This is a genomic window from Bradyrhizobium sp. Kon10 (assembly GCF_055807395.1).
This window is the reverse complement of sequence record NZ_JBVVOZ010000042.1, coordinates 13,746-33,811: the sequence shown is the minus strand read 5'-3', so window position 1 is coordinate 33,811 and position 20,066 is coordinate 13,746. Positions and strand designations below refer to the sequence as shown.

At 62.8% G+C, this 20,066-nt stretch carries 19 protein-coding genes; 18 read left to right on the top strand and 1 reads right to left on the bottom strand.

The features are described 5' to 3' along the window. Positions 1-116: 116 nt before the first annotated feature. From rpoC to AC0L2O_RS32890, 3 genes are all read left to right on the top strand, one after another. Positions 117-4,313, top strand: a complete 4,197-nt coding sequence (gene rpoC, locus AC0L2O_RS32900; protein ID WP_369723098.1) for a DNA-directed RNA polymerase subunit beta' — start codon at positions 117-119, stop codon at positions 4,311-4,313. 190 nt (positions 4,314-4,503) lie between these two features. Continuing rightward, positions 4,504-6,558, top strand: a complete 2,055-nt coding sequence (locus tag AC0L2O_RS32895) for an FAD-dependent oxidoreductase (protein ID WP_473372670.1) — start codon at positions 4,504-4,506, stop codon at positions 6,556-6,558. 137 nt (positions 6,559-6,695) lie between these two features. Beyond that, positions 6,696-8,708 (top strand): ABC transporter ATP-binding protein, encoded by a 2,013-nt coding sequence (locus tag AC0L2O_RS32890; RefSeq protein WP_473372669.1) that lies wholly within the window; start codon positions 6,696-6,698, stop codon positions 8,706-8,708. On the opposite strand, the gene AC0L2O_RS32885 is transcribed toward AC0L2O_RS32890, so the two are convergent. After that, entirely contained in the window at positions 8,636-9,874 is a 1,239-nt protein-coding gene (locus AC0L2O_RS32885) for an FAD-dependent oxidoreductase (protein ID WP_473372668.1), read from the bottom strand. The genes AC0L2O_RS32890 and AC0L2O_RS32885 overlap by 73 nt on opposite strands. Positions 9,875-10,511: 637 nt before the next feature. Here AC0L2O_RS32885 and rpsL point away from each other — a divergent pair. The 15 genes from rpsL (at position 10,512) to rpsQ (ending at position 19,985) form a co-directional block, all read left to right on the top strand. Continuing rightward, positions 10,512-10,883, top strand: a complete 372-nt coding sequence (gene rpsL / locus AC0L2O_RS32880) for a 30S ribosomal protein S12 (RefSeq protein ID WP_007603006.1) — start codon at positions 10,512-10,514, stop codon at positions 10,881-10,883. A 15-nt stretch (positions 10,884-10,898) separates the two neighbouring features. Continuing rightward, the gene (gene rpsG / locus AC0L2O_RS32875) at positions 10,899-11,369 is read left to right on the top strand and encodes a 30S ribosomal protein S7 (protein WP_045008219.1); all 471 of its coding nucleotides are present in this window, start codon (positions 10,899-10,901) and stop codon (positions 11,367-11,369) included. A 32-nt stretch (positions 11,370-11,401) separates the two neighbouring features. Then, positions 11,402-13,474, top strand: coding sequence for an elongation factor G (fusA, locus tag AC0L2O_RS32870; RefSeq protein WP_369723102.1), 2,073 nt, complete (start codon positions 11,402-11,404; stop codon positions 13,472-13,474). Positions 13,475-13,514: 40 nt separating this feature from the next. Further along, positions 13,515-14,705 carry an elongation factor Tu gene (tuf, locus tag AC0L2O_RS32865; RefSeq protein WP_129268061.1) on the top strand — a complete coding sequence of 397 codons (1,191 nt, stop codon included), beginning with the start codon at positions 13,515-13,517 and terminating at the stop codon, positions 14,703-14,705. An 85-nt stretch (positions 14,706-14,790) separates the two neighbouring features. Next, positions 14,791-15,099 (top strand): 30S ribosomal protein S10, encoded by a 309-nt coding sequence (gene rpsJ / locus AC0L2O_RS32860; RefSeq protein WP_002712302.1) that lies wholly within the window; start codon positions 14,791-14,793, stop codon positions 15,097-15,099. Positions 15,100-15,152: 53 nt separating this feature from the next. After that, positions 15,153-15,869, top strand: coding sequence for a 50S ribosomal protein L3 (gene rplC / locus AC0L2O_RS32855; protein ID WP_369723103.1), 717 nt, complete (start codon positions 15,153-15,155; stop codon positions 15,867-15,869). A gap of 1 nt (position 15,870) precedes the next feature. Continuing rightward, positions 15,871-16,491, top strand: coding sequence for a 50S ribosomal protein L4 (gene rplD / locus AC0L2O_RS32850; RefSeq protein WP_369723104.1), 621 nt, complete (start codon positions 15,871-15,873; stop codon positions 16,489-16,491). Then, positions 16,488-16,790 carry a 50S ribosomal protein L23 gene (locus AC0L2O_RS32845; protein WP_247436933.1) on the top strand — a complete coding sequence of 101 codons (303 nt, stop codon included), beginning with the start codon at positions 16,488-16,490 and terminating at the stop codon, positions 16,788-16,790. Before rplD ends, AC0L2O_RS32845 begins: the two co-directional genes overlap by 4 nt. Before the next feature lie 12 nt (positions 16,791-16,802). Next, positions 16,803-17,636 carry a 50S ribosomal protein L2 gene (gene rplB / locus AC0L2O_RS32840; RefSeq protein ID WP_369723105.1) on the top strand — a complete coding sequence of 278 codons (834 nt, stop codon included), beginning with the start codon at positions 16,803-16,805 and terminating at the stop codon, positions 17,634-17,636. 12 nt (positions 17,637-17,648) lie between these two features. Next, complete coding sequence (rpsS, locus tag AC0L2O_RS32835; RefSeq protein WP_008136357.1) at positions 17,649-17,927, top strand: 30S ribosomal protein S19; 279 nt, start codon at positions 17,649-17,651, stop codon at positions 17,925-17,927. 10 nt (positions 17,928-17,937) lie between these two features. After that, complete coding sequence (gene rplV / locus AC0L2O_RS32830) at positions 17,938-18,327, top strand: 50S ribosomal protein L22 (RefSeq protein ID WP_369723106.1); 390 nt, start codon at positions 17,938-17,940, stop codon at positions 18,325-18,327. An 18-nt stretch (positions 18,328-18,345) separates the two neighbouring features. Further along, positions 18,346-19,065 (top strand): 30S ribosomal protein S3, encoded by a 720-nt coding sequence (gene rpsC / locus AC0L2O_RS32825; RefSeq protein WP_369723107.1) that lies wholly within the window; start codon positions 18,346-18,348, stop codon positions 19,063-19,065. A gap of 32 nt (positions 19,066-19,097) precedes the next feature. Next, positions 19,098-19,511, top strand: a complete 414-nt coding sequence (gene rplP, locus AC0L2O_RS32820; RefSeq protein WP_063982581.1) for a 50S ribosomal protein L16 — start codon at positions 19,098-19,100, stop codon at positions 19,509-19,511. Between the two features lie 5 nt (positions 19,512-19,516). Next, positions 19,517-19,723: a 50S ribosomal protein L29 gene (gene rpmC, locus AC0L2O_RS32815; RefSeq protein WP_045008782.1), complete on the top strand. Its 207-nt coding sequence runs from the start codon at positions 19,517-19,519 to the stop codon at positions 19,721-19,723. Positions 19,724-19,736: 13 nt separating this feature from the next. Beyond that, on the top strand, positions 19,737-19,985 hold the full coding sequence (rpsQ, locus tag AC0L2O_RS32810) for a 30S ribosomal protein S17 (RefSeq protein ID WP_369723108.1): 249 nt from the start codon (positions 19,737-19,739) through the stop codon (positions 19,983-19,985). Positions 19,986-20,066 lie beyond the last annotated feature (81 nt).

The following is a 20,066-nucleotide window of genomic DNA, read 5'->3' as shown; positions in this document are numbered from 1 at the left end:
TGCCCGGCCGCCTCGGCCGGGCATCGGCGCCCCTCCCAAGGCCTTGAGGGCAGGGCGCCCCGCATAGTGATTTTCGAATTTGCTGCCGGAGGCGACCGGCACGCGAGGAGAAGACGATGAACCAAGAAATTATGAATCTCTTTAACCCGACGACGCCGGCTCAGGTCTTCGACCAGATCCGGATTTCGATCGCGAGCCCCGAGAAGATTCTGTCCTGGTCGTACGGCGAGATCAAGAAGCCGGAGACCATCAACTACCGTACCTTCAAGCCCGAGCGCGACGGCCTGTTCTGCGCGCGCATCTTCGGGCCGATCAAGGATTACGAGTGCTTGTGCGGCAAGTACAAGCGCATGAAGTACAAGGGCATCATCTGCGAGAAGTGCTCGGTCGAGGTCACGCTGTCGCGCGTCCGGCGCGAGCGCATGGGCCATATCGAGCTCGCGGCGCCCGTTGCCCATATCTGGTTCCTGAAGTCGCTGCCCTCGCGCATCGGCCTGCTGCTGGACATGACGCTGAAGGATCTCGAGCGGATCCTTTATTTCGAATATTACGTCGTGCTGGAGCCGGGCCTTACCGCGCTCAAGGACCGTCAGCTCTTGTCGGAAGACGAGTATCTGAAGGCGCAGGACGAGTACGGCCAGGATTCCTTCACCGCCATGATCGGCGCGGAAGCGATCCGCGAGCTGCTCAAGGGCATGGACCTCGAGAAGCTCGAATTGAGCTTGCGCGCGGAGATGCAGGAGACCGACTCCGACATCAAGCACAAGAAACTCGCCAAGCGCCTGAAGATCGTCGAGGCGTTCCGCCATTCCGGCAACAAGCCGGAATGGATGATCCTGACCGTGGTCCCGGTGATCCCGCCGGATCTGCGTCCGCTGGTGCCGCTGGACGGCGGCCGCTTCGCGACGTCGGATCTCAACGACCTCTACCGCCGCGTCATCAACCGCAACAACCGCCTGAAGCGGCTGATGGAGCTGCGCGCGCCGGACATCATCATCCGCAACGAGAAGCGCATGCTTCAGGAGGCCGTCGACGCACTGTTCGACAACGGCCGCCGTGGCCGCGTCATCACCGGCGCCAACAAGCGTCCGCTGAAGTCGCTCGCCGACATGCTCAAGGGCAAGCAGGGCCGCTTCCGCCAGAACCTGCTCGGCAAGCGCGTCGACTATTCGGGCCGTTCGGTGATCGTGGTCGGTCCCGAGCTGCGCCTGCATCAGTGCGGCCTGCCGAAGAAGATGGCGCTCGAGCTGTTCAAGCCGTTCATCTATTCGCGGCTTGACGCCAAGGGCCTGTCCACCACGGTGAAGCAGGCGAAGAAGCTGGTCGAAAAGGAACGGCCCGAGGTCTGGGACATCCTGGACGAGGTGATCCGCGAGCATCCGGTGCTCCTGAACCGCGCCCCGACGCTGCATCGCCTCGGCATCCAGGCGTTCGAGCCGGTGCTGATCGAGGGCAAGGCGATCCAGCTTCATCCGCTGGTCTGCGCCGCGTTCAACGCCGACTTCGACGGCGACCAGATGGCCGTGCACGTTCCGCTGTCGCTCGAAGCGCAGCTGGAAGCGCGCGTCCTGATGATGTCGACCAACAACATCCTGCATCCGGCCAACGGTCAGCCGATCATCGTGCCGTCGCAGGACATCGTGCTTGGTCTGTATTACGTCTCGGTGATGCGTGAAGGCCTGCCCGGCGAGGGCAAGCGGTTCGGCGACATGGCCGAGCTCGAGCATGCCCTGCACGCGAAGGTCATCCACCTCCACACCAAGATCAAGTATCGGTGGCAGGGCATGGACGAGACCGGCAAGGTCTCGACGCGCTGGATCGAGACCACCGCAGGTCGCGTCATGCTCGGCAATCTGCTGCCGAAGAACCCGAGAATTTCGTACGAGATCATCAACAAGCTGATGACCAAGCGCGAAATCTCCGGCGTGATCGACCAGGTCTATCGCCACTGCGGTCAGAAGGAGACGGTGATCTTCTGCGACCGCATCATGGCGCTCGGCTTCTACAACGCGTTCAAAGCCGGCATCTCGTTCGGCAAGGACGACATGGTCGTGCCGCACTCGAAGTGGAAGATCGTCGATACCACCCGTACGCTGGCGAAGGATTTCGAGCAGCAGTACAACGACGGTCTGATCACCCACGGCGAGAAGTACAACAAGGTTGTCGACGCCTGGTCGAAGGCGACCGAGGAAATCGCCAAGGCGATGATGAAGGAGATCTCCTCCACCAAGAAGACGGCAAGCGGAGCGGATGCCGACATCAACTCGATCTACATGATGGCGCACTCCGGTGCGCGCGGTTCGCCGGCGCAGATGCGCCAGCTCGCCGGCATGCGCGGCCTGATGGCCAAGCCGTCGGGCGAGATCATCGAGACGCCGATCATCTCGAACTTCAAGGAAGGCCTCTCGGTGCTCGAGTACTTCAACTCGACCCACGGCGCCCGCAAGGGCCTCGCGGACACCGCGTTGAAGACCGCGAACTCCGGCTACCTGACGCGGCGTCTCGTCGACGTGGCGCAGGACTGCATTATCACGCAGGACGATTGCGGCACCAAGCTCGGCATCAAGATGCGCGCCATCGTCGATGCCGGCACCGTGGTCGCTTCGCTCGGCTCGCGCATCCTCGGACGCACGGCCTGCGAAGACGTGCGTGACAGCTCGGGCAAGGTGATCATCAAGCGCGGTACGCTGATGGAAGAGAGCCATCTGGATGCCATCCACCAGGGCGGCGTCCAGGAGGTGAAGATCCGCTCGGCGCTGACTTGCGAGCTCGTCAACGGCATCTGCGGCAAGTGCTACGGCCGCGATCTCGCTCGCGGCACGCCGGTCAACCACGGTGAAGCGGTCGGCGTCATCGCGGCGCAGTCGATCGGCGAGCCGGGTACCCAGCTCACCATGCGCACCTTCCACATCGGTGGTGCGGCGCAGCTCAACGAGCAATCGTTCGTCGAATCCAACTTCGACGGCAAGATCGTGATTAGGAACAAGGCCATCGCCCGCAACAGCGAAGGCCATCTGGTTGCGATGGTGCGCAACATGGTGGTCGCGATCGTCGATGCCGACGGCACGGAGCGTGCGACGCACCGTATTCAGTACGGTTCGCGCCTGCATGTCGACGAAGGCGACACGGTCAAGCGCGGCCAGCGCATCGCCGAGTGGGATCCCTACAGCCGTCCGTTGCTCACGGAAGTGGAGGGCACCATCGGCTTCGAGGATCTGGTCGAGGGGCAGTCGATCACGGAAACGCTGGACGAAGCCACCGGTATCGCCAAGCGCGTGGTCATCGACTGGCGCTCGCAGCGCGGCGGCGCGGATTTGCGTCCGGCTATCGTGGTCAAGGGCAAGGACGGCAAGGTCCTCAAGCTCGCCCGTGGCGGCGATGCCCGCTACATGCTGTCGGTCGACGGCATTCTGTCGGTCGACGTCGGAGCCAAGGTCCAGGCAGGCGACATCCTCGCCCGTGTCTCGACCGAAAGCGCCAAGACGCGTGACATCACCGGCGGTCTGCCGCGGGTGGCGGAACTGTTCGAGGCACGGCGTCCGAAGGATGCGGCGATCATCGCCGAGATCGCGGGCACCATCCGGTTCGGACGCGACTACAAGAACAAGCGTCGCATCTCGATCGAGCCGATGGACAAGACCGACGAGGCGCGCGAGTACCTGATCCCGAAGGGCAAGCACATCCACCTTCAGGACGGCGACGTCGTCGAAAAGGGCGACTTCATCGTGGAAGGCAACCCGGCACCGCACGACATCCTGGCGGTCAAGGGCATCGAGGAGCTCGCGGCCTATCTGGTCAACGAAATCCAGGAGGTCTACCGGCTCCAGGGCGTGCTCATCAACGACAAGCACATCGAGGTGATTGTCCGTCAGATGCTCCAGAAGGTGGAAGTCACCGACCAGGGCGACACCGACATGATCTCGGGCGAACAGATCGACAAGATCGAATTCGACCAGATCAACGAGAAGACCAGGGAAGAAGGCAAGAAGATCGCTACGGGTACGCCGGTTCTGCTCGGCATCACCAAGGCGAGCCTCCAGACCCGCTCGTTCTTCTCGGCGGCTTCGTTCCAGGAGACCACCCGCGTCCTCACGGAAGCGGCGGTCAATGGCAAGGTCGACCCGCTCGAAGGTCTCAAGGAGAACGTCATTGTCGGCCGGCTGATCCCGGCAGGCACCGGCGCCTCGATGGCCAAGATCCGCGAAGTCGCCGTCAAGCGCGACAAGATGATCCTCGACGAGCGCGAGAAGCAGGCGGCGGTCGTGCCGCCGGCGCCGGAAGTGGAGCCGATGGCGCTGCCGCCCGCGGAATAATGGTTCATCCGTAAGAATACCGAGGACAATGAAAAGGCCGGCGCAAGCCGGCCTTTTTGCTGCTTTGTTTGCCTGTTGCGTTGCGGTGCAAACCTTTGTTCATCTTTCCTTCAGGCGCAAAAGCGCTTCTGCTAAGGGAGCTTAGACCGGTGGTCCCGCGGGGGGCAGGGCCGGAGACCACGGAACTGACATGCTTGATCTCGCAATCGTAGGCGGCGGCCCCGGCGGGCTGATGAGCGCCTGGTATCTGAAGCGTAAGCTCGGCGACCTCTGCCGCATCACGATCTATGAGGCCTCCGACCGGCTCGGCGGCAAGATCGTCACGCGCAAATTCGATTCCGCACCCGCAATGTACGAGGCGGGCGTTGCGGAGATCTACGACTACTCGATGACCGGGCCCGACCCGTTGCGCGAGCTGATCCAGCATTTTGGCTTGCAAACCATTCCGATGGACGCCGAGCAGGTGCAGTTCGGCGGCGAGCTCGTCAACGACGTCGCCGGCATGCGCCGCAAATACGGCGCGAAGACTGCGGCCGCAATCGAGGCGTTCCGCCAACGTTGTGCCGAGAAGATGTCGCCGATCGAGTACTACGAAGGCGTCGGCGCGCACGACAACGAGAACCCCTGGGCCTACAAGACGGCCGAGCAAGTGCTCGACGAGGAGGTCGAGGACGAGACCGCAAAACGATTTTTCAAGGTGATGGCGCGCTCCGATATCGCCACCGAGAGCCACAACACCAACGGGCTCAACGCGCTCAAGAACTATTTGATGGATGTCGACGGCTATATCGGCCTCTACTCCATCCAGAACGGCAACGAGCAGATCATCGAGTGCCTCCAGTCGGAGGTCGATGCCGACATCCAGCTCAATCACCGTGTGCTCGCCGTCGGCAAGGCGCCGACCGGGCGCTATCAGCTCAAGATGATGAACGGCAAGGGACCGGAGACGCGCGACTTCGATCTCGTGCTGGTCTGCCTGCCGCATTCATGGCTCGCGACCATGGGCTGGGAGGGCGAGCAGCTTCGCAAGTCGATGGTCAAGCACGTCTCCTATTTCGACCGGCCGGCGCATTATTTGCGCGTCTCGATCCTGTTCGATTCCCCATTCTGGGGCGACAGGATTTCCGGCGCCTGGTTCATGTCGGAAGCGTTTGGCGGCTGCTGCGTCTACAACGAAGGCGCGCGCCACGACGTCGGCAAGCACGGCGTGCTGAACTGGCTGATTCCCGGTTCCGATGCGCTCGCCTTCGCCAATTTGTCTGACCAGGAGCTGATCGACGCCGCGCTGAAATCGCTGCCGGCTTCCCTCGGGAATGCGCGCGCGCATTTCATGGAAGGCAAGATCCATCGCTGGCTGTCCTCGGTGAACGCTATACCGGGCGGCCTGCCCGTGCGCGACGTCATGACCAATCACCGGCCCGAGCCGAAGGAACATCCCGGCATCGTGGTGGTCGGCGACTATCTGTTCGATTCGACACTGAACGGTCTGCTCGACTCCTCGGATGCGGCGACCGACATCATCCTGACCGAGATGATGCGCCTGCGCCGCGTGCGCAGCCAGGACGCCAAGCCGCTGTCGGACAAGATCGACCGCGACTATTTCGAGAACTATCGCGGCCAGGGACCTTACAGCGAAGCGTGGCAGCGCTTCACCGATCCCGACTATTTGACGAAGCTGATCGGCATCGTCTGGGGCAAGGCGCAGGGTGCCAAGCTGCTGGTCGCGGGCTCGGCGAGCGGCGAGCTGGTCAGCGCGCTCCGCGAACGCGGGTTCGATGCCTTCGGTATCGAGAACAACCGCGCCATCCACGCCAAAACGCCGAAGGAGCTGAAGAAGTACAACAAGCTCGGCTCGATCACCGACATGCCGTTCAAGGACGGTGCGTTCGACTTCGTGTTCGAGACCAGCCTCTGTCATATTTCCCCGAAGCAGGTGGTCCGTGCGATCCGCGAGCTGAACCGCGTGGTCAAGACCGGCCTCGTATTCGGCTCGATCACCTCCGACATGGCACCGGCGCTGATCGACCGCTACGACCTGTTGCGCGGCGTCAAGAAGCTCGGCACCTGGTGGGAATGGTCCGAGCTGTTCTTCGGCAACGGCTTCGACCTTGCGATGCACCGCAAGGACTGCACCGACGCGCTCTGGGAGGCGACGCTTGCCGCCAACAAGGGCCCCGGCCAGTGGTATGCCGACGCCGACAGCTTGCGCTATTCCTTCTTCGACAAGATCGAGGACGAAGACTAGCCGTTTGAGATCGGATGAGATCGTCCAATTGCTTTGCCGAATTCACCCTGATCGCATAGAATCGGTGCAGTAGCGGCTTTCCGCTATTTCTCTCCTTTTCTCTGCGGTCATGCCGGCCGTCAGCATCGGTTGGTTTCATGGCGTCCAGGCCTCTCTCTCCCGACAAACAGAAGCTCGCCGCGCAAGAGGCGGCAGAGCTGGAACAGAAGATCGCCGCGGTCGAAAGCCCCGACCTTGAAGAGGACGACGAAGACGAGGACGACGAGCTGGAGCTCGACGACGAGGATGAGGACGAAGACCTCGTCGTCTTCACCGCCCGCGAAGCCGCCGGCGCGCTCGCGACCATCTGGGGTTTCGTCAAACCCCATCTCGCCAATTACAAGCGGATATTGGCGTACGTGGCGTTCGGCGTACTGATCGAGACGCTGTTCAACGTCATCATGCCGCTCAGCCTGAAATTCCTGATCGACGACGCGCTCGGCGAGGAGGATTTCCAGGCGCTCTACAAGATCCTCGGCGTGCTCGCGGTCGCGGGGATCTTCACCTCGATCGTGGCGGTCTGGTACGAGCGCTGGGACGCGCGGCTAGCCGCCTGCGTCATCTCCGACGTCCGCAAGCGGCTGTTCGAGCACGTCCAGGACCTGCCGGCGGCCTATTTCGGCCGTACCAAGCGCGGCGAGATTCTGTCGCGCTTTTCCGTCGACCTCGCCGCCTTCGAGGGCTCTGTCAAGAGCTTCGCCAACAGCGCGGCGTTGCCGCTCCTGGAGTTGATTGCAGGCATCATCCTGATGTTCTTCCTCAACTGGCAGCTCGCGTTGGTCGCGCTGCTGGTGTTTCCGATCACGCTGATCGGCCCCCGCATGCTCACGCCGCATGCGGTGCAGGCCAACTACGAGCAGAAGCTCAATGAATCCGCGCTGCTCGGCATGGTGCAGGAGAACGTGGCGGCACAGGCCGTGATCAAGGCGTTCAGCCTGCAACGCAGGATGTTCGGCTTCTTCACTTTCCGCAACGATGCGACCCGCAACAGGATGGCGTCGGCGGCGTTCCTGTCGACCATGGTGGAGCGCACCGTCACCATCTCGGTGCTGCTTTTGCACCTCGTCGTGCTCGCGATCGGTGCCTATCTCGCGACCAAGGGCCAGATCACCATCGGCACCTTCGTGACCTTCGAGAGCGCATTCTGGGAGGTGTCCTACAACATCGCCCACGTGATGCACTTCATCCCGGTCTCGATCTCCTCGGCCGCGGCCGTCCGCCACATCCTGGAACTCCTGGACGAGCCGACGCGCGGCGCCGATCGTCCCGGCGCGCCCGATCTGCCGCGCATCAGCCACGACATCACCTTCGACCGTGTGACCTTCCAGTACGAAGGCAGCCAGACGCCGGTGCTGGACAATCTCAGCCTCAAGCTCGACGTCGGCAAACGAATCGCCATCGTGGGCCCCAGCGGCTCCGGCAAGAGCACGCTGCTCAATCTGATCCTGCGCCTCTATGTGCCGGACGAAGGGCGCCTCACCATCGACGGTGTCGATGTCCGCAAGGTGACGCTGGAATCGCTGCGCCGGAGCATGGCCGTCGTGTTCCAGGAGAACATGCTGTTCAACATGTCGATCCGCGAGAACATCCGCCTCGGCAAGGAGGGCGCGACCGACGAGGAGGTGGAGGAGGCGGCCAGGAAGGCCGAGATCCACCGCTACATCGTGAGCCTGCCGCAGCGCTACGACACGTCGGTGGGCGAGCGCGGCGATACCCTGTCGGGCGGCCAGCGCCAGCGCATCGCGATCGCACGCGCGATTATCCGCAATCCGTCCGTGCTGCTGCTCGATGAAGCGACCTCGGCGCTGGACCAGACCACGGAAGCGGCGATCAACCGCACGCTGCTGAAGGTTGCGAAGGGGCGCACCATGATCTGGTCGACCCACCGCCTGACCTCGGTGGTGGAGATGGACGAGATCATCGTGATTTCAGGGGGCCGGGCGATCGAGCGCGGCTCGCACGCCGAGCTGCTCTGCAAGAACGGCACTTATCGCAAGCTGTGGGACGACCAGACCCATCAGCCGCACGGCGCTCCGGCTCACGCCGAGGACGACAGTGACGACGATCTCGACGAGGATGATGAGGACGAGGACGAGGACGAGGAGGAGTGACCGAGGAAGTTCGGCTCCAGATGGATCACGCCGCCAAGCCGCCGCAAAAATCCCTGGGCCGACCACGCAAAGAAGCGCGCCCAGCGCTGCGCCATCCAGTAGGGGCTGGTCGCGATCGAAACCGAGCGGAAGTCGAACGCCTTTGCCACCGACCATTCATCGCAGGCCCGCTTGAGCGGATCGGCATAAAAGGTGGCGATCTTGTCCGCGTCCATCCCGTCGGAGGCCAACCACTGCGGAATGTAGACGCTGCAAAGCCGTTCGACGTCGGTGAACACCTTGTCGCAGCCGGTGCCGGCGACCGGGCAGGAGGTCGAGAAGGCATCACCCACCAGCACCAGGCCAGGCTGATGGCTGGCGTCATTCACATAGAGATCAACCGGGCGGATCCTGATCTCGCCGGCGATGTCGAACGGGCCGGTGATACGCTTGAGCCGCGGCAGGGCGGCATCCAGTGTCGCAGCCGGCGCCCGGCGCAGCTCGCGCAGCCAAGGATCGTCGAAGCCGCGGTAGACGAACAAATTGGCGCGCATCCGCTTGCCGATCGGAAACAGCGAGATGTAGGGGATGCGGTCGCTCGGCCGCTCCGAGAAATAGGTCAGCGCCGGGAAATCGAACGAGGTCCGCTCCGTTGGCACGATGTCGAACCCGATCGAGATCGAATGGCAGGCGCTGACGATGTTTCGCGTGATGCCGAGCTGGTGGCGCAGGCCGACGTTCAATCCGTTCGCGAGCACGACCAGGCGGGCGGAGATCGTCGCGTCGTTGGCAAGGGTGATTCTCTGCCGCTCCGGGCTTGTTTCGATCGACACCGCCTTGGCCCAGACGCGCTCGACGTTCTCGGGGATCTCGTCGCGGATGACGTTGACCAGGCAATCGTAGAGAATGTTGAACTGCCGGCTCGGCGCCTTGTCGAGCAGGCGACCGAATCGCGCGATCCAGTTCTCGCCGGCAAAAGTCGCGTGGCGCAGCACTGACTCGGCAATTCCAGTGCGTGCGAATCGCTCGATTTGGGTGTGACCGCTGAGTTTTTCGACGCGAAAATCGGCCGGATAGGTGGCATGCGGATCAATCAGCACCGTCGAAATACCGGCGCGGCCGAGCATTGCAGCGGCCGTCGAGCCGGCGAGCCCTCCGCCGATGATCGCAATGTCGGTGTACCGCATGACGCAAATCTCTGCCGAACGGGTAGATTGACGCTCGAAGAGGAAAAAAAGCCTTAGTAGCGGTTATAAAAGTATATTTCATCCGGGTATAATGTGCATCTGGGCTGGTGAAGAGGCCGCGGCTCACTATGTCGGTAGGGTGTGCGGGGAGGGGCGCCAAACGCGGTGTCGCTCCGGCGCAAGCTGCGCTCCTGACTGTGGTTTCACCTTGACTCGACTGATTCCGACTTATAGAAAGCGCATCACTTAACGACAGGCGGTGAGCATCGCCAGCGTCGGTACGGAGCACCTGCCTGACCCCCTCGGGGTCGCCTGGCAGGCACCAACCTCGACGAATGCCGCTCAAACGCTGTCGATCATAGCTAGGCAATGCCAGGCGTTTTAGTTCTCTTGAGCATGTTCTCTTGAGATCGAACTCGGATGCATGACCTCGGTGCGTGGGCTGCGGCATTTCGCTGATCAGCTCAAGAATCGCGGTCCTCTGTGGCGTCGAAGCGCTTTCCGCTCAGTGATGAGTGGTTGGCGCGATTTCGCTTTGTGCGGTTGTTCCGTGCATGGCGGCCTCGTCGGGCGGGTAGCTTGAGAAGAATTTGCGGACCCGGTGACGGGCCGCGGCAGAAAAAGGGTGAAGGCCAGAATGCCGACGATCAACCAGCTGATCGCACAACCGCGGGAAGTGCAGAAGTCGCGCAAGAAGGTGCCAGCGCTGCAGCAGTCGCCGCAAAAGCGCGGCGTTTGCACGCGCGTCTACACCACGACCCCGAAGAAGCCGAACTCGGCGCTTCGTAAGGTCGCCAAGGTGCGCCTGACCAACGGCTTCGAGGTGATCGGCTACATCCCGGGCGAGGGCCATAACCTCCAGGAGCACTCCGTGGTCATGATCCGCGGCGGTCGCGTCAAGGATTTGCCCGGCGTGCGCTACCACATCCTCCGCGGCGTTCTGGATACCCAGGGCGTCAAGAACCGTAAGCAGCGTCGTTCGAAGTACGGCGCCAAGCGTCCGAAGTAAGCGGGAACCAGATCCATGTCTCGTCGTCACTCAGCGGAAAAGCGCGAAGTTCTGCCGGATCCGAAGTTCGGGAACATCATCATTACGAAGTTCATGAACTCGGTGATGTACGCCGGCAAGAAGTCGGTTGCCGAAGGCATCGTCTACGGTGCGCTCGGCCTCATCGAATCCAAGACCAAGCAGAACCCGCTCGGCGTGTTCGAGCAGGCACTCGAGAACGTCATGCCGACGATCGAAGTGCGCTCCCGCCGCGTCGGTGGCGCGACCTACCAGGTTCCGGTCGAGGTTCGTTCGGTGCGCCGTCAGGCGCTGGGCATTCGGTGGCTGATTTCGGCTGCGCGCGAGCGGAACGAGAAGACGATGACCGAACGGCTTTCGGCGGAGCTTCTCGACGCATCGAACAGCCGCGGTAACGCCGTCAAGAAGCGCGAAGACGTGCACCGGATGGCGGAAGCCAACCGCGCCTTCTCGCACTATCGCTGGTAACGGCGACACACTCGGACTCGCAAGGAACGCCTATGCCCCGCCAACATGCCATCGAGGACTACCGCAACTTCGGTATCATGGCGCATATCGACGCCGGCAAGACCACGACGACCGAGCGCATCCTCTATTACACCGGCAAGAGCCACAAGATCGGCGAAGTGCACGAAGGTGCCGCGACGATGGATTGGATGGAGCAGGAGCAGGAGCGGGGCATCACGATCACCTCGGCTGCGACCACTGCGTTCTGGGCCGGCAAGCGACTGAACATCATCGATACCCCGGGCCACGTCGACTTCACCATCGAAGTCGAGCGTTCGCTGCGCGTACTCGACGGCGCCGTCTGCGTGCTCGACTCGAACCAGGGCGTGGAGCCCCAGACCGAGACCGTCTGGCGCCAGGGCGACAAGTACAAGGTTCCGCGGATCGTCTTCGCCAACAAGATGGACAAGACCGGCGCCGACTTCTTCAAGTGCCTGGCCGACATCGTCGACCGCCTCGGCGCCAAGCCGATTGCGATCCAGCTTCCGATCGGCGCCGAGAACAACTTCAAGGGTCTCGTCGACCTCGTGAAGATGAAGGGCATTGTCTGGAACGATGAATCGCTCGGTGCGAAGTTCGACTATGTCGACATTCCGGAAGATCTCGTCGAGCAGGCCAAGGAATACCGCGAGAAAATGGTGGAAGCCGCCGTCGAGCTCGACGACGATGCGCTTGCTGCTTTCCTCGACGGCAACGAGCCGGACGAAGCGACGCTGAAGCGGCTGATCCGCAAGGCGGTGCTGACCGGCGCGTTCTATCCCGTGCTCTGCGGCTCGGCTTTCAAGAACAAGGGCGTGCAGCCGCTGCTCGACGCCGTCGTCGACTATCTGCCGTCGCCGATCGACGTGCCCGCGATCAAGGGCACCGACGACCGCGGCAATGAGGTCTTGCGCAAGGCCGACGACAAGGAGCCGCTCGCGCTGCTCGCGTTCAAGATCATGGACGATCCGTTCGTCGGCACCATTACCTTCTGCCGCATCTACTCGGGCGTGCTCCAGAGCGGCACCGGTGTCGTGAACTCGACGCGCGAGAAGAAAGAGCGCATCGGACGCATGCTGCTGATGCATGCGAACAACCGCGAAGACATCAAGGAAGCCTATGCCGGCGACATCGTCGCGCTGGCCGGTCTGAAGGAAGCGCGCACCGGTGACACGCTGTGCGATCCCGACAAGCAGGTGATCCTCGAAAAGATGGAATTCCCCGAGCCGGTCATCGAGATCGCGATCGAGCCGAAGTCGAAAGCGGACCAGGAAAAGCTGGGCGTGGCGCTGGCGAAGCTCGCCGCGGAGGATCCGTCCTTCCGCGTGTCGACCGACCAGGAGTCCGGCCAGACCATCCTCAAGGGCATGGGCGAACTCCACCTCGACATCAAGGTCGACATCCTCAGGCGCACCTACAAGGTCGACGCGAACATCGGCGCACCGCAGGTGGCGTTCCGCGAGCGCGTGACCAAGAAGGCCGAGGTCAAGTACACCCACAAGAAGCAGACCGGCGGTACCGGTCAGTTCGCCGAAGTGTCGATCATCGTCGAGCCGAACGAGCCCGGCAAAGGCTACGAGTTCGAGTCGAAGATCGTCGGCGGCGCGGTGCCGAAGGAATACATCCCCGGCGTCGAAAAGGGCATCAACAGCGTCTTGAGCTCTGGCGTCGTGGCGGGCTTCCCCGTGGTCGACGTCAAGGTGCAGCTCGTCGACGGCAAGTATCACGATGTCGACTCGTCGGCGCTCGCCTTCGAAATCGCGTCGCGCGCGGCCTTCCGCGAAGCCTTGCAGAAGGGCAAGTCCGTCCTGCTCGAGCCGATCATGAAGGTCGAAGTGGTGACCCCGGAAGACTACACCGGCTCGGTCATCGGCGACCTGAATTCCCGGCGCGGTCAGATCCAGGGTCAAGACATGCGCGGCAACGCCAACGTCATCAACGCGATGGTGCCGCTCATGAACATGTTTGGGTACGTGAACAACCTGCGCTCGATGAGCCAGGGGCGCGCGACCTTCACCATGCAATTCGATCACTACGCAGAAGCGCCGGCAAACGTGTCGGCAGAAGTCCAGAAGAAGTTTGCCTGATTGTCGTCGGTCTCGAACTGACGATTGAACGGAGAGTCAAATGGCCAAAGCAAAGTTTGAACGTAACAAGCCGCACTGCAACATCGGCACCATCGGTCACGTCGACCATGGCAAGACGTCGCTGACCGCGGCGATCACCAAGATTCTCGCCGAGACCGGCGGTGCGACGTTCACGGCGTACGACCAGATCGACAAGGCGCCGGAAGAGAAGGCGCGTGGCATCACCATCTCGACCGCGCACGTCGAGTACGAGACCAAGAACCGCCACTACGCCCACGTCGACTGCCCCGGCCACGCCGACTACGTGAAGAACATGATCACCGGCGCTGCCCAGATGGACGGCGCGATCCTGGTCGTGTCGGCTGCCGACGGCCCGATGCCGCAGACCCGCGAGCACATCCTGCTCGCCCGCCAGGTCGGCGTGCCCGCGCTCGTTGTGTTCCTCAACAAGTGCGACATGGTGGACGATCCGGAACTGCTCGAACTGGTCGAGCTCGAGGTACGCGAGCTGCTCTCGAAGTACGAATTCCCGGGCGACAAGATCCCGATCATCAAGGGTTCGGCGCTCGCCGCTCTCGAAGATTCGGACAAGAAGCTCGGCCACGACGCCATCCTCGAGCTGATGAAGAACGTCGACGAGTACATCCCGCAGCCGGAGCGTCCGATCGATCAGCCGTTCCTGATGCCGGTTGAAGACGTGTTCTCGATCTCGGGCCGCGGCACCGTCGTGACCGGCCGTGTCGAGCGCGGCATCGTCAAGGTCGGCGAGGAAATCGAGATCGTCGGTCTGCGCGCGACCCAGAAGACCACCGTCACCGGCGTCGAAATGTTCCGCAAGCTGCTCGATCAGGGCCAGGCCGGCGACAACATCGGTGCGCTGCTCCGCGGCACCAAGCGCGAGGACGTCGAGCGTGGCCAGGTGCTGGCGAAGCCGGGTTCGGTCAAGCCGCACACCAAGTTCAAGGCCGAGGCCTACATCCTCACCAAGGAAGAGGGCGGTCGCCACACCCCGTTCTTCACCAACTACCGTCCGCAGTTCTACTTCCGCACCACCGACGTGACCGGTGTCGTGCATCTGCCGGAAGGCACCGAGATGGTGATGCCAGGCGACAACATCGCGATGGAAGTGCACCTGATCGTGCCGATCGCGATGGAAGAGAAGCTCCGCTTCGCGATCCGCGAAGGCGGCCGTACCGTCGGCGCCGGCGTCGTCGCCTCGATCATCGAGTAATCACGCGAATAGGGAATGGCGAGTGGCGAGTGGATGAAATCCATTCGCTGTTCGCTACTCGCCACTCACTAAGAAAGACACGGCAATGAACGGCCAAAATATTCGTATCCGTCTCAAGGCGTTCGACCATCGAATTCTCGATACGTCGACCCGCGAGATCGTGAACACGGCGAAACGTACCGGCGCGCAGGTTCGCGGACCCATTCCGCTGCCCACCCGCATCGAGAAGTTCACCGTCAACCGTTCGCCGCACGTCGACAAGAAGAGCCGCGAGCAGTTCGAGATGCGCACTCACAAGCGCCTGCTCGACATCGTCGATCCGACCCCTCAGACCGTCGACGCTTTGATGAAGCTCGACCTGGCCGCCGGTGTCGACGTCGAGATCAAGCTCTAAGATTTTTGGATCACGTTCGCGCCTAGCGGACAGAAAGAACAGGAAGCACGCCGATGCGCTCCGGAGTGATCGCACAAAAGGTCGGGATGACGCGGGTCTTTACAGAGGCCGGCGAACATATCCCCGTGACCGTGCTGAAGCTCGGCAATTGCCAGGTCGTAGCCCACCGCACTGAAGAGAAGAACGGCTACGTCGCGCTCCAGCTTGGTGCCGGCAGCCGCAAGACCGTGTATCTGCCCAAGGCAGAGCGCGGCCAGTTCGCCGTCGCCAAGGTCGAGCCGAAGCGGCAGGTCGAGGAATTCCGCGTCTCCGCGGATGCCATGATCCCGGTTGGTGCCGAGATCCTGGCCGACCACTTCGTCGTCGGCCAGTTCGTCGATGTCACCGGTACCTCGGTCGGTAAGGGTTTTGCCGGCGGTATGAAGCGCTGGAACTTCGGCGGTCTGCGCGCCACCCACGGCGTGTCCGTCTCGCACCGTTCGATCGGTTCGACCGGTGGTCGTCAGGACCCGGGCAAGACCTGGAAGAACAAGAAGATGCCCGGCCACATGGGTGTCGATCGCATCACCACGCTCAACCTTCGCGTCGTCCAGACCGATGTCGAGCGCGGCCTGATCCTCGTCGAAGGCGCCGTTCCCGGCTCCAAGGGCGGCTGGATCCGCGTGCGCGATGCCGTCAAGAAGCCGCTGCCGAAGGAAGCTCCGAAGCCTGGCAAGTTCAAGGTTGCCGGCGGCGAAGCCGAGGCTGCGGCCCAGCAAGAGGGAGCGTGAGATGGAATTGAAGGTCACGACCCTCGAGGGCAAGGAAGCCGGCTCGGTCCAGCTTTCCGACACCATTTTCGGCCTTGAGCCGCGCCAGGACATCCTTGCACGTTGCGTGCAGTGGCAGCTCAACAAGCGTCAGGCCGGCACGCACAAGGCCAAGGGCCGCGCCGAGATCTGGCGCACCGGCAAGAAGATGTACAAGCAGAAGGGCACCGGCGGTGCTCGTCACGGCTCGGCCCGCGTGCCGCAGTTCCGTGGCGGCGGCCGTGCCTTCGGTCCGGTGGTGCGTTCGCACGCCACCGGCTTGCCGAAGAAAGTCCGCGTGCTTGCGCTCAAGCATGCGTTGTCGGCCAAGGCCAAGGACGGCGATCTGCTGGTGATCGACAAGGCCGCGCTGGAAGCCGCCAAGACCAAGGCGCTGCTCGGTCACTTCTCGGGCCTCGGCCTGACCAACGCGCTGATCATCGACGGTGCCGAGCTCAACAACGGTTTTGCCGCTGCCGCTCGCAACATCCCGAACATGGATGTGCTGCCGATCCAGGGCATCAACGTCTATGACATCCTGCGCCGTCGGAAGCTGGTTCTGACCAAGGCCGCCATCGATGCGCTGGAGGCGCGCTTCAAATGACGAAGAACATCGAGCCCCGCCATTACGACGTGATTGTCGCCCCGGTCGTGACCGAAAAGGCGACGCTGGCGTCCGAGCACAACAAGGTCCTGTTCAAGGTGGCCGCGAAGGCGACCAAGCCGCAGATCAAGGAAGCGATCGAGAAGCTGTTCGACGTCAAGGTCAAGAGCGTCAACACGCTGGTCCGCAAGGGCAAGACCAAGATCTTCCGCGGCAATCTCGGCTCGCAGTCGAATACCAAGCGCGCGATCGTGACCCTCGAAGAGGGCCACCGGATCGACGTTACCACCGGTCTGTAAGGTCGCACGACGATGGCACTGAAGACATTCAATCCCACGACGCCGGGCCAGCGCCAGCTGGTCATGGTCGATCGTTCGGCGCTCTACAAGGGCAAGCCGGTCAAGGCGCTCACCGAAGGCAAGCACTCCTCGGGCGGTCGCAACAACACCGGCCGCATCACCGTGCGTTTCCGTGGCGGCGGCCACAAGCGGACGCTGCGGACCGTCGACTTCAAGCGCGACAAGATCGACGTTCCCGCGACCGTCGAGCGGCTCGAATACGATCCGAACCGCACCGGCTTCATTGCGCTGATCAAATACGAGGACGGCGTGCAGGCCTACATCCTGGCGCCGCAGCGCCTGGCCGTGGGTGACACCATCATCGCCGGCAACTATGTCGACGTGAAGCCGGGCAACGTCATGCCGCTCGGCAACATGCCGGTCGGCACGATCATCCACAACATCGAGACCAAGATCGGGAAGGGCGGCCAGCTCGCCCGTTCCGCGGGCACCTATGCCCAGCTCGTCGGTCGCGACCAGGACTACGTGATCATCCGCCTGAACTCGGGCGAGCAGCGCCTGGTGCACGGCCGTTGCCGCGCCACGATCGGCGCGGTGTCGAACCCGGATCACATGAATACCTCGATCGGCAAGGCCGGCCGCACGCGTTGGATGGGCCGTCGCCCGCACAACCGCGGCGTCTCGATGAACCCGATCGACCATCCGCACGGCGGTGGTGAAGGTCGTACCTCGGGCGGTCGCCACCCGGTGACCCCGTGGGGCAAGCCGACCAAGGGCAAGAAGACCCGCACCAACAAGTCGACCAACAAATTCATTCTCCTAAGCCGCCACAAGCGGAAGAAGTAAGGAACGCCGGACATGGTTCGTTCAGTCTGGAAAGGCCCGTTCGTCGAGGGTTCTCTGCTCAAGAAGGCAGATGCCGCGCGCGCTTCCGGCCGTCACGACGTCATCAAGATCTGGAGCCGTCGCTCGACCATCCTGCCGCAGTTCGTCGGTCTGACCTTCGGCGTCTACAACGGCCAGAAGCACGTGCCGGTGGCGGTCAACGAGGAAATGGTCGGTCACAAGTTCGGCGAGTTTTCGCCGACCCGTACTTTCCATGGCCATTCGGGCGACAAGAAAGCCAAGAAGGCTTGAGGATTAAACGATGAGCAAACCTAAGCGCGAACGGAGCCTCGCCGAGAACGAGGCCAAGGCGGTCGCCCGGATGCTGCGGGTGAGCCCGCAGAAGCTCAACCTGGTCGCCCAGCTCATTCGCGGCCGGAAGGCGTCTGCGGCACTCGCCGACCTGCAGTTCTCGCGCAAGCGGATCGCGGTCGACGTGAAGAAGTGCCTGGAGTCGGCGATCGCGAATGCCGAGAACAACCACGACCTGGACGTCGACGATCTCGTCGTGACCCAGGCTTTCGTCGGCAACGGTCTCGTGATGAAGCGCTTTGCACCGCGCGGCCGTGGCCGCTCGGGCCGTGTCTACAAACCATTTTCGCAGCTGACGATCATTGTGCGTCAGGTCGAAGCCGAAGCAGCAGCGGCTTAAGGGACGCAGGAGAAAACGATGGGTCAAAAGATCAATCCGATCGGTCTGCGTCTGGGCATCAACCGGACCTGGGATTCCCGCTGGTACGCCGGCAAGCAGGAATACGGCAAGCTGCTGCACGAGGACGTCAAGATCCGCGAGATCCTGCACAAGGAGCTGAAGCAGGCGGCCGTCGCCCGCATCGTGATCGAGCGTCCGCACAAGAAGTGCCGCGTCACCATCCACTCGGCTCGCCCGGGCGTGGTGATCGGCAAAAAGGGCGCCGACATCGACAAGCTGCGCAAGAAGGTCGCGGACATCACCGCGTCCGACGTCGTCATCAACATCGTCGAGATCCGCAAGCCGGAGCTCGATGCGACGCTGGTGGCCGAATCGATCGCGCAGCAGCTCGAGCGCCGCGTCGCGTTCCGCCGTGCCATGAAGCGCGCCGTGCAGTCGGCGATGCGTCTCGGCGCGGAAGGCATCCGCATCAACTGCTCGGGTCGCCTGGGCGGTGCGGAAATCGCGCGCATGGAATGGTACCGCGAAGGCCGCGTGCCGCTGCATACGCTGCGCGCCGACATCGACTACGGCGTCGCGACCGCGTTCACGACCTTCGGCACCTGCGGCGTCAAGGTCTGGATCTTCAAGGGCGAGATCCTCGAGCACGATCCGATGGCCCAGGACAAGAGAATGGCCGAAGGCGAGACGGGTGGCGGTGGCGGCGGCCGGCAGCGCCGTGACAACGCTGCGGCCTGACGCCAGCACAGAGAATTTGAGGGCTTGAAGCCATGATGCAACCTAAGAAAACGAAGTTCCGGAAGGCGCATAAGGGCCGTATCCACGGCGTGGCGTCTTCGGGTGCGACGTTGGCGTTCGGCCAGTTCGGCCTGAAGGCGACCGAGCCTGAGCGCGTCACCGCGCGCCAGATCGAAGCCGCTCGCCGCGCGCTGACCCGCCACATGAAGCGCGCCGGCCGGGTCTGGATTCGCGTGTTCCCCGACGTTCCGGTGTCGAAGAAGCCGGCCGAAGTCCGCATGGGCTCCGGCAAGGGCGCGCCGGAACTGTGGGTGGCGCGCGTCAAGCCGGGCCGGGTGCTGTTCGAGATCGACGGCGTCAACACCCAGACCGCGCGCGAGGCGCTGACGCTGGCGGCCGCCAAGCTGCCGATCAAGACGCGCTTCGTCGAACGCATTGCGGAGTAATGGCCATGGCCCAGATGAAGATCGAAGACATCCGTGCGCTGAGCCCCGACCAGCAGGATGATGCTGTGCTGAACCTGAAGAAGGAGCGCTTCAACCTGCGCTTCCAGCGCGCCACCGGCCAGCTCGAGAATACCTCGCGGCTGCGCGAGGCCCGTCGTGACATCGCCCGGATCAAGACCGTCGCCGCGCAGCAGCGCGCGAAGAAGAAGTAAGAGGCTTACGAAGATGCCAAAACGTACTTTGCAAGGCGTGGTCGTCAGCGACAAGACAGCCAAAACCGTCGTGGTGCGCGTCGACCGCCGCTTCACGCACCCGATCTACAAGAAGACGATCCGCCGTTCGAAGAACTACCACGCGCACGACGAAGGCAACGAGTTCAAGCCGGGCGATGTGGTGTGGATCGAGGAATCGAAGCCGATTTCGAAGTTGAAGCGCTGGATCGTGATCCGGGGCGAACACAAGAAAAGCGCCTGATCTGTTGGCTTTGGCCGACTGACTTCAGGTAAATGTTGAGCGCCGGCTAGGCTGGCGCAAAGAGAAGAGGACGAGGTGCAT

Coding starts and splice junctions, on each gene's coding strand:
- rpoC (WP_369723098.1), top strand. CDS start 117: ATGAACCAAGAAATTATGAATCTCTTTAACCCGACGACGCCGGCTCAG.
- AC0L2O_RS32895 (WP_473372670.1), top strand. CDS start 4,504: ATGCTTGATCTCGCAATCGTAGGCGGCGGCCCCGGCGGGCTGATGAGC.
- AC0L2O_RS32890 (WP_473372669.1), top strand. CDS start 6,696: ATGGCGTCCAGGCCTCTCTCTCCCGACAAACAGAAGCTCGCCGCGCAA.
- AC0L2O_RS32885 (WP_473372668.1), bottom strand. CDS start 9,874: ATGCGGTACACCGACATTGCGATCATCGGCGGAGGGCTCGCCGGCTCG.
- rpsL (WP_007603006.1), top strand. CDS start 10,512: ATGCCGACGATCAACCAGCTGATCGCACAACCGCGGGAAGTGCAGAAG.
- rpsG (WP_045008219.1), top strand. CDS start 10,899: ATGTCTCGTCGTCACTCAGCGGAAAAGCGCGAAGTTCTGCCGGATCCG.
- fusA (WP_369723102.1), top strand. CDS start 11,402: ATGCCCCGCCAACATGCCATCGAGGACTACCGCAACTTCGGTATCATG.
- tuf (WP_129268061.1), top strand. CDS start 13,515: ATGGCCAAAGCAAAGTTTGAACGTAACAAGCCGCACTGCAACATCGGC.
- rpsJ (WP_002712302.1), top strand. CDS start 14,791: ATGAACGGCCAAAATATTCGTATCCGTCTCAAGGCGTTCGACCATCGA.
- rplC (WP_369723103.1), top strand. CDS start 15,153: ATGCGCTCCGGAGTGATCGCACAAAAGGTCGGGATGACGCGGGTCTTT.
- rplD (WP_369723104.1), top strand. CDS start 15,871: ATGGAATTGAAGGTCACGACCCTCGAGGGCAAGGAAGCCGGCTCGGTC.
- AC0L2O_RS32845 (WP_247436933.1), top strand. CDS start 16,488: ATGACGAAGAACATCGAGCCCCGCCATTACGACGTGATTGTCGCCCCG.
- rplB (WP_369723105.1), top strand. CDS start 16,803: ATGGCACTGAAGACATTCAATCCCACGACGCCGGGCCAGCGCCAGCTG.
- rpsS (WP_008136357.1), top strand. CDS start 17,649: ATGGTTCGTTCAGTCTGGAAAGGCCCGTTCGTCGAGGGTTCTCTGCTC.
- rplV (WP_369723106.1), top strand. CDS start 17,938: ATGAGCAAACCTAAGCGCGAACGGAGCCTCGCCGAGAACGAGGCCAAG.
- rpsC (WP_369723107.1), top strand. CDS start 18,346: ATGGGTCAAAAGATCAATCCGATCGGTCTGCGTCTGGGCATCAACCGG.
- rplP (WP_063982581.1), top strand. CDS start 19,098: ATGATGCAACCTAAGAAAACGAAGTTCCGGAAGGCGCATAAGGGCCGT.
- rpmC (WP_045008782.1), top strand. CDS start 19,517: ATGGCCCAGATGAAGATCGAAGACATCCGTGCGCTGAGCCCCGACCAG.
- rpsQ (WP_369723108.1), top strand. CDS start 19,737: ATGCCAAAACGTACTTTGCAAGGCGTGGTCGTCAGCGACAAGACAGCC.